Source organism: bacterium (assembly GCA_024224155.1).
Lineage (GTDB): Bacteria > Acidobacteriota > Thermoanaerobaculia > Multivoradales > JAHEKO01 > CALZIK01.
Genome location: JAAENP010000141.1, coordinates 1 through 7006 on the forward strand (window position 1 = coordinate 1; position 7006 = coordinate 7006).

Annotated in this window: 9 protein-coding genes; 7 read left to right on the forward strand and 2 right to left on the reverse strand. The window is 62.6% G+C overall.

All coding sequences use genetic code 11. The features are described 5' to 3' along the window. Nucleotides 1-202: 202 nt before the first annotated feature. Both GY769_08195 and GY769_08200 read left to right on the forward strand, forming a co-directional pair. Nucleotides 203-358 carry a hypothetical protein gene (locus GY769_08195; protein MCP4201899.1) on the forward strand — a complete coding sequence of 52 codons (156 nt, stop codon included), beginning with the start codon at nt 203-205 and terminating at the stop codon, nt 356-358. A 583-nt stretch (nt 359-941) separates the two neighbouring features. Next, nucleotides 942-1124: a hypothetical protein gene (locus GY769_08200; GenBank protein MCP4201900.1), complete on the forward strand. Its 183-nt coding sequence runs from the start codon at nt 942-944 to the stop codon at nt 1122-1124. Nucleotides 1125-1538: 414 nt separating this feature from the next. Here GY769_08200 and GY769_08205 read toward each other — a convergent pair whose 3' ends face one another. After that, on the reverse strand, nt 1539-1937 hold the full coding sequence (locus tag GY769_08205; GenBank protein MCP4201901.1) for a VOC family protein: 399 nt from the start codon (nt 1935-1937) through the stop codon (nt 1539-1541). A gap of 270 nt (nt 1938-2207) precedes the next feature. Between GY769_08205 and GY769_08210 the strand changes: the two genes are divergently transcribed. Next, on the forward strand, nt 2208-2786 hold the full coding sequence (locus GY769_08210; GenBank protein ID MCP4201902.1) for a hypothetical protein: 579 nt from the start codon (nt 2208-2210) through the stop codon (nt 2784-2786). A gap of 293 nt (nt 2787-3079) precedes the next feature. Next, nucleotides 3080-3274, forward strand: a complete 195-nt coding sequence (locus GY769_08215) for a hypothetical protein (GenBank protein ID MCP4201903.1) — start codon at nt 3080-3082, stop codon at nt 3272-3274. A gap of 8 nt (nt 3275-3282) precedes the next feature. Here GY769_08215 and GY769_08220 read toward each other — a convergent pair whose 3' ends face one another. After that, nucleotides 3283-4056 carry a response regulator transcription factor gene (locus GY769_08220; protein ID MCP4201904.1) on the reverse strand — a complete coding sequence of 258 codons (774 nt, stop codon included), beginning with the start codon at nt 4054-4056 and terminating at the stop codon, nt 3283-3285. Between the two features lie 335 nt (nt 4057-4391). Between GY769_08220 and GY769_08225 the strand changes: the two genes are divergently transcribed. From GY769_08225 to GY769_08235, 3 genes are all read left to right on the forward strand, one after another. Continuing rightward, nucleotides 4392-5060 (forward strand): hypothetical protein, encoded by a 669-nt coding sequence (locus GY769_08225; protein MCP4201905.1) that lies wholly within the window; start codon nt 4392-4394, stop codon nt 5058-5060. A gap of 99 nt (nt 5061-5159) precedes the next feature. Further along, nucleotides 5160-6686, forward strand: a complete 1527-nt coding sequence (locus GY769_08230; protein MCP4201906.1) for an AAA family ATPase — start codon at nt 5160-5162, stop codon at nt 6684-6686. A 67-nt stretch (nt 6687-6753) separates the two neighbouring features. After that, nucleotides 6754-7006, forward strand: a 253-nt coding sequence (locus tag GY769_08235) for an MBL fold metallo-hydrolase (GenBank protein ID MCP4201907.1), incomplete at its 3' end; no start/stop codon positions are given.

Genomic DNA, 7006 nt, shown 5'->3' on the forward strand with positions numbered 1-7006 from the left:
CCAGCTCACCCACCCCGGCCTGATCGAGAGCCACCCCGATTGTCTGCTTCCGCGAATTCGCACCCCCTAACCCCACCCCACTCTCCGGCCGTCACCCCTACCGGAAGTGCACCTCTATCGGCTGACCCCATCCACACGGGCCGGCTATTGGCCCGCGCTGGGACATTACGTATTGTGTCCCTATCTCCCTTCGGTGCGAGAGATGCGCGAGGCTCTCGAAGATCTCCGCTCGGGCACCACCGAGCGCATCGAGGCGACACCCGCACGGCGCCGGGTCGTATTCTGGCTGATGCTCGCTGCCTTCCTGATCCTCACCGCGACAGCGATCCTGCGGATGCTGACCGCTCTGGGGCGCTAGGAGGGCGGCTCCAGCTTGCAGCTAGTCGCACCTGCGCCTCGCATATCGAGGTCAGAGTATTGGTCTAAACGCCTCGACGTTCAGCTCGTCAAACAGTTGGCTGCCACTTGCCATCGACATAAGCAGTCTCTGAGGCACCCGGCCAAGAAGGCATGGTGATGCAAATGAACTTGAAGTCCTGGTCTGAAACGTTTCGGTACTGAAAAGCCATTCCTGCTGGGATGTCGATTGAGGTGCCCGCAACGAGAGTCGCGACGCAACTCTCCAAGCCATTCTCTCCAAATCTCACCGTGTCCCTCGAACACGTACCAAAGTTCGCCAACGGTTAAGTGAACCGTCGCTCTATTTGTTTGATGCGGTGGGACCGTGCTGTGGATCATGTTGCCCGTTTCGCCATCCATGAAGAAACGAATGTCTGCACCAGCCTCGGATAAGTGGCTGGCACCCCTATCTTGGCGTCCTATCTCGAGCAGCACCTCTGGCTTGGAAGGCTCTACGAGCACGTTGAAATCCACCGGCCTTGCTCGTCTTCCAAAGCGGTGTCCACCCACGCGACGTAATGCCGTCCGTCGTAGCGTCTCCAGTGCCTGACCTCCGTTCGAAGCGACATCCGAGCAAGGGGGACACCGAACGAGTTCTCCCGGTCGAAGACGAGGCCGGTCTTGCCAAGGGCCTCAAGGTAACTCTCGGGATTGCTTGGGTAGAACAGGGCCTGGGTGAGGACGTCGTTAGTGAAGCCAAGCTGAAGCTCGCCGAGATGTCCTAGATGGGACCACGGCTGAACCGAAATGGCCAAGGAGTCGAATCGCGGGCATTTCCCTCGGGCCGGCGACTTGTCCTCGTGCATGATCGCCCAGTTTGGTTGCCCAAGCACCCGCTGCGCGTCCGTTGCCGATTGGAAGCTCCTCAGACCTGAAGCGAGCTGAGTTGGCCTGCGCTTTTTCGCTCCAGGCTCCGGCACGCCGCAAGAGACCACCGCCAGCGCGAGCAGAGTCGAAACGGCTGGAATCGCTCGAGTCACGTCTTGCAATGCTAACTCGAGGTCTCGCCTCTACCTGAGCTCCACTCAGAAAAAGGACCGCTCACGAGAAGGCTCGCACCTCTATCTGACAGGCTCGCTACGGGCGAGCGCAGCGAGGAATCTACCCGGATTCCTCGCCGCACTCTCGGTTCTTATCGCCTAACCAGCCTGCTCCGCTCCGGGCGTGTGCAGGGCGAACGCCGCGCCCTGAGGATCCATCGCCTGGACGATCCTGCCTCCGCCCGGGACCTCCATGGGTCCGTTCAGAATCTGCCCACCGAGCTCCTTGATCTTCTCGGCCGAGGCGTCGACGTCGGGCACCGCAACGTAGCCGAGCCAGTGCGACGGCGCGCCGCCCCGCTTCGCCTCATCGGGCAACTGCACGACGCCGCCAATGGAGGTCTCACCGTTCTTCCACATGGTGTAAGGCTTCTCGCCGCCGTCCCAAACCTCCGTTTGCCATCCGATCAGCTGGGTGTAGAAGTCCTGGCCGCCGGCCGGGTCCTCGGTCATCAAGTCGAACCAGACAAAACGACCCTTGGGGAATTCTCCAGACACTGTTTCTCCTCTCGGTTTGTTCGAAGTCCTTGAGATACGTCAGAAAGACACTGAAAGTTGGGCCTCGACGATTTACGCCTTACTTACGCCTGGTTGACTATCCCATACCGAGCGGCGTTCGGCAAGCCCTCGGAGTGCCGGGGAAGAGGCAAGCACCGATTCCTCAGGAAATGAGTATCCTGTCACCGAGTTTCCCCGAGTTTCCCTCCAGGCTGATCAGCCCGTCGCCCTGATATCGTCTACCGCATGCCTCGCTACCAGGGTCGCTGGATGTCGAGACTTTGGGTCGCGGCTCTCGTCCCGTGTGCCACGCTTGGCTGCATGGGGTACAGCGTCCCGAAGCCGCTCACCCCGGCGGAAAACCGGTTCGTCCAGTCCACTGAAGGGAGCCTCGTCGCCGGAATCCGGAGCTTCGACAGCGGCGACATCGACGCCGCCGACTACTCCGAGGCCTTCAGAGACTCGATCCGAGCAACCGACTTCTTCTCTCAAATCGACTTCGACTGGGCCCTCGAGGAGGAACCGGACGTTTTTATCCGACCTCTCCATCCGTGCGATCTCGCAGAGGAGCCTGGCGGTGGTTTTGTTCCGATCTTCCCCATGCTAACTCTGGGGATCGTTCCGCAAATCGTCCGGGGAAGCTACCACTGGGCCTTCACGATCTCACGGGGCGAACACAGCGTGACCGTCGACTGCCCGATCCGCGGAGCATTCGCAATGGGGTGGATTCCGATGATCCTAACGGCCACGCCGAGGTGGGCCACCGAACCGGAGGCGCACCCCAAGTTCACCCGGCGCCTGTCCTTCGAGCTATCCCAGGCTGTCGCTGCCCTGCCAGCGCGACCATGAGCGGATCGAAGAAAAAGCTGGCACCGTTCTCAGCAGCTCTCAGAGCTCCCTTTTGAATACGAGGGCGCACTTTTCCCAGTCGACGCGCTCTTCATAGCTGGTCTTCTGGGGGACGCTTGGGCGCATCGAGACGACACCCGCGCGACGCCGAGTCGTGTTCTGGCTGATGCTCGCTGTCTTCCTGATCCTGACGGCAACGGCGATCTTGGCCGGGCGCCGCCGTCTTCAAGGCCTTCAACACTACCGGCGCAAACAACATGGCCCAGCCGGAGCTCGAAGGGCGTCGATCGGTTATGTTTTACTGCGGCGACGAAAGCGCCCGCCGCGGCGAGGTGCATGCCCTGGTCGAAGACATCGGCTTCGAGGCGATCGACGCGGGCCCCATCACGAGCGCCCGCTATCTCGAGCCACTCGCCATGCTGTGGATCTCTCTGGCCTACGCTCAAGGTTTGGGGCGAGACTTTGCACTGGGAGTGCTCAGGCGGTAGGAGGGTCTTTACGCCGGGGGCTCGACTTCCTCGGAAGCCGGAACAACCTGCGGACGCTCGCCCTGGCTGAGGCGTATGTGCTTGCCGTCGCGGAGTTTGACCAAGAGGTCACCCCTGTCGGTTCGCTGAATCTCGGCGATCTCGGCTGTGCGCACCAATATGGAGTGGATGCGCACGAAGTCAGCGGCGAACCGTTCGGCCAACTCATCGAGCTCGGCTCTGACCACGTGCGTGCGGTCGTCCAGGTGCAACCGCGCCAGGGTGCCGACGCCCTCAACCCAGCGGATGTCGTCTAGATCCACGAAGTGCGCCTTGCCGGCGTTACGAACCGGGATGCGTCGCTCCTTCGATCCCTCTTCATCGGCAGCCAGCAGGCGGACGAGACGACGGCGAACACCGGCCAGCGCTCGCCCCTGGGTCTGGCGCAGCGCTCGCGTGAAGGTGGAGTGGAAGCGCTCTTCGTTCAACGGCAGCAGCAGGTAGTTGATCGAATGGACCTCGAGGACGCGCACGATCGCGCTGTCGAAGTCGGTGAGGAACACCACCGATGGCATCGCATCGGGGCCGATCTCGCCGAGGATGTCGAAAGCACCCAGATCCGGCATCTGTGCATCGAGAAGAACGACCGAAGGTTCGTGCTCGCGCATTGCGCGTAGGGTGTCAGCTCCACTCGTGCACTCGGCAACCAGCTCGACGGATTCAAAGCCGGCAAGCAACGCACGGACCCGCTGTCGAAGGGGCGCCTTGTGAACGGAGAGAAGGACGGTAAGCGGAGCAGCCACGAGCGAAGGATACTGGACTGCGGGGCAGACCCGTCGATCGGGCCCTCGGTGAGCTACTATCGCCCCGGCACGCCGAAGCTGCCTGCCTGGGATCGTCGAATAGGGAGCCTGCGATGAGACTCAACCCGCCTAATAGAAACCGTTGGCCAGCTCGGATCGCCCACATCGCGTGTGTGTCGTTCCTCGCCGCGACAACCGGATGCGGAACCGCCCCCGAATCCGCGGAATCGCCAAGCTCGGCGGGCTCGGCCCGCTCTGAAACACTCGCCGCCTCGCCGGCCGACGAGCGAGCGGCGTCGACGCGCATGAACAGCGCTCCTACGATCGTCCAAGAAATGATCGAAGCACACGGCGGAATGGAAGCCTGGGAATCTGCGCCCTCGGTCTACTTCGAGGATCTCTGGGGTGAGGGCCCCATGTGGTCTCAGATTCAGGTCGAGCAAGGGAATCGTCGCGCATTGATCGACTATCCCGGCACCGAAATGCGCATGGGCTGGGACGGGGAACAGGCCTGGAGCGCGAACTGGGAGGCTCCCATGCCACCTCGGTTCTTTGCGTTGCTGAACTACTACTTCCTCAACCTCCCGTGGCTGACGCTCGACCCGGGTGTCGTGCTGGAGGAAACCGGAACGACGACTCTGGCCGGCGACCCGACCGAATATCGCACGGTCAAAATGACCTTCGAGGAAGGCATCGGCGACACGCCGGACGACTACTACGACTTGTTGATCCACCCGGAAACGCACCGGCTCCATGCCAATCGCTATATCGTGACCTACAGTTCGATCCTTCCCGAAGGCGTGGAGCATTCGCCCGGACACCTGTTGGTCTACGACGACTGGGCGACGGTCGACGGCCTGATCGTGCCGACCAGATTCACGATCTATGAAGACGGTAATGTCTACGCGACCTGTCAGATTCGCAACTGGTCGTTCCAAGAACCGTTTGACGAAGCGCGACTGAAGATGCCCGCGGAGGCCGTAATCGACAACTCGCAACCGTGACGCAGACACGATCCTCTTAGCCGGAACCGCTCCAACGGGGGAATGAGTATCCTGTAACCGCATTCCCTTCTGTCACCGCATTCCCCTTAGCGAAGACCTTTGACCGCCACAACCGCACACCCCGCATCCGACCTACTGCGCGATCTGTCGCTGTTGATTCGGTCGCGGTACGGACTCATCTTCCTGCGCACCGTAGAAGAGGACCGCGCCGAAACCCTGCTGCGCTATCTGGCGGACTCGATGAGCCTCGCGCTCTTCGTCTGGCGACGCTCGAAGGGCCTCAAGCGATCGGGCCTCGGCAGCGAGATCTACGACACCAAAGACCTGATCAAGGCACTGGCGCATGCCGAGCACAGCAACCAGCCGGCGATCTACCAGTTTCGGGTTCACGAGTCGGACTTCGAGGATCCGACCTCGGTCGAGCACCTGCGCGATGCCATCGAGCCGTTTCAGCGTCGACCGGGAGCTCTGGTGCTGACGGGCCCCGACGTGGAAGTGCCCGCCGCGCTTCAGGCACAGAGCGCTCTCCTGCACCTGCCGCCGCCGGCTCCGCAGGACTACCGCGAGCTCATTCGGCACATCCTCCGCGACCTTTCGCAGCGAATGAACGTCGACTACACGCTGTCCAGAGAGGAGCTGAAGCGTGTGCTCAACGGGCTCCAGGGACTGACGCTGATGGAAGCGGAGAAAGTACTGACCAAGTCGATCATCGAAGACGGCAAGCTCTCGATCGAGGACTTGCAGGGCATCGTCGACGCTAAGCGCGAGGTCGTCGAAGAGGACGGTGTTCTCGAGTACTTTCCGATCGAGGAGAGCCTCGCCGAGATCGCCGGCTTGGAGGCCCTCAAATCATGGCTCCGTCAGCGCCAGCAACTGCTGCTGAACCCGAGCGGCGCCGCGCAGTACGGCCTCGCCTTTCCGAAGGGAATCCTGCTGGTAGGCGTCCCCGGCTGTGGCAAGAGCCTCTCGGCCAAGGCGGTGGCGACGGAGTGGAGCTTGCCGCTCCTACGACTCGATCCGTCGCGCCTCTACAACAAGTACATCGGCGAGACCGAGAAGAACTTCCGGCGCGCGGTGGCTACCGCCGAACGGATCGCGCCCGTGATTCTGTGGATCGACGAATTGGAGAAGGCCTTCGCCAGCGGCGGAGCCGAGGACGGCGGAGTGTCAAAGCGGGTTTTCGGGACGTTCCTGTCCTGGATGCAAGATCGCGAGGCGCCGGTGTTCGTGGTCGCCACCGCCAATGACGTCCACCGCCTGCCGCCGGAGCTTCTGCGCAAGGGTCGGTTCGACGAGATCTTCTTCGTCGACCTACCCGACCCCGTCGGCCGCCGGGAGATCTTGGCCATTCATCTTTCGAAGCGCGGTCAAGAGCCGACCGGATTCGACCTCGACCGGTTGGTCGCCGAAACCCACGATTTCAGCGGCGCCGAACTCGAGCAGGCCGTGGTCGCGGCCCTGTTCACGGCCTTTGCGGCCGAGCGCGAGCTCGACGACGAGCTACTGCTCGGCGAGATCCGCGCCCCCCGGCCGCTGGCTCAGACCATGGCCGAGAAAGTCGAGGGCCTGCGCACCTGGGCGGCCGGCCGCGTGCGCAGCGCGCATTCGGACGAAGCGCGAGACTGAGAGACACCCGGCCTCTCCTTAGAATGAGGTAGGTTGGGAGCGCTGACGGAGTCCTTCGAGAGGTGCGATGAGCCTGCACGAGCGGATCGATTGGCGCGACGTCCGGGGCATCCGCGTCGGACGCTTCGGCGGACGCGTGAACACGACCTGCATTCTGTGGCGTTTGGGCGAGACCCTGATCGACACCGGCCCCCCGAACGAGTGGCAGGTTGTCCGGCGGTTCGCCGATGAGCAGCCCCTGTCCAGAGTCGTCGTCAGCCATCATCACGAGGACCACGCCGGCAACCTCGAGCGCTTCGCCGCGGCGACCGGCCTGCCGC